The sequence below is a fragment of the Rhodococcus sp. P4_F3_2 genome (assembly GCF_056401335.1).
This window is the reverse complement of the sequence record NZ_JBFUJN010000244.1, coordinates 1-408: the sequence shown is the minus strand read 5'-3', so window position 1 is coordinate 408 and position 408 is coordinate 1. Positions and strand designations below refer to the sequence as shown.

1 protein-coding gene is annotated in these 408 nt (G+C 37.7%); it reads left to right on the top strand.

All coding sequences use genetic code 11. From position 1 onward, the window contains the following. Window positions 1-75 precede the first annotated feature (75 nt). Window positions 76-408 (top strand): acyltransferase family protein (locus AC1DWA_RS33585; protein WP_477917850.1); only part of this gene is annotated, 333 nt, incomplete at its 3' end.

Sequence of the window (408 nt, the reverse complement as noted above, 5' to 3'; positions counted from 1 at the left end):
GAGAATGAATGAGCAGAATTACGTGATCTAAAAGAATAATCGCGTTGTGCTACTACATTTTAGACAGGGGATTGTATGAAACAGCGTTACGTAGAACTTGACTCTGTAAGGGGATTGGCCGCTTTATTTGTTGTTATTAATCATTACCTCATGATTTTCCCAAGTTTCAGTGAATACAGCTATCAAATTCATTCTTCTTTCCTGATGTACGTGTTAAAAGAAAGTCCGCTACGGTTATTTTTTAGCAGCGGCAACGAGTCGGTTGTTTTATTTTTTGTTTTAAGCGGTTTTGTATTAGCTCTTCCGTTTTATGAAAGCAGTTCTTTTCGTTACGGAGAATATGTAATTAGGCGAGTGTGCCGGATCTATCTTCCATATCTGTTTTCTGTTTGTCTTGCGATTGGGTGT